Genomic DNA, 779 nt, shown 5'->3' with positions numbered 1-779 from the left:
CAGACTTTGCATGTGTCTCATGGTGGAGCCTCCAATATTTTAGGAAATGGAAGTGTACTGGATACTAAAGAAAAGCAGGCAAACTTTCTTGATATTTTAAATGAAATGGAATATGAAAATATCTTTAAAAACAGTTTGAAAAATTATGTTATTTTTGAAGATGATAGGAAGTTTATAAATATTGAGAATGCAGAGATTGTATTAAAAATGGCAGGTGCATTGTCTACAGTAGAAGTATGGCAATACCTCTCACAAAATTACAGTCAGTACATGGAATCTGAAGACATATTTGAAATGCCGTTATATGCAAGAGGAGGAAGTGACAATTCTATAGAATTTAGAGACTGGGAATTTATAGTAGAGGAAGATGGAAAACTTACCGTAAGATACAAAATATATAATCCCTTTTCTTATATGTATATAGAGAATGTAGATGTCAGACTTCATAAGAATGAGCAAAGTATATTTGGTGGATATAGTGCAGACTACTTAATGGTTACTCCAATAGAGTCTGAAAAAACGAGTTGTGAAAATGAGGAGCTTTTTTTCGGAAGTGATTGGGGTGAGTATCAAAAGCCTATGACTATGGGAAAATCTATAGACGATTATATATTCAAGCTTGACGGTTCTTTATACCAAATGCCTTGCCCATTGGACGAGTTTTTATCAAACGGTTGGAAATATAACGGAAAGCTGAAAAAGAATGAAAAAAGAGCTGAAATTATACTTACTAAAGAAGGCAAGGAAATACACTGTATTATATGGTATTGCAAAGGGAT

The 779-nt window shown here is 33.0% G+C and carries 1 pseudogene; it reads left to right on the top strand.

From position 1 onward, the window contains the following. Nucleotides 1-779: pseudogene (locus tag HMPREF1495_RS13920) on the top strand (hypothetical protein); the annotation flags it as partial.

The sequence above is a fragment of the Lachnoanaerobaculum sp. MSX33 genome (genome assembly GCF_000512995.1).
In the GTDB taxonomy this organism is placed as follows: Bacteria; Bacillota; Clostridia; order Lachnospirales; family Lachnospiraceae; genus Lachnoanaerobaculum.
The sequence above is the reverse complement of the archived record's forward strand: the minus strand, read 5'-3'. Positions and strand labels throughout refer to the sequence as shown.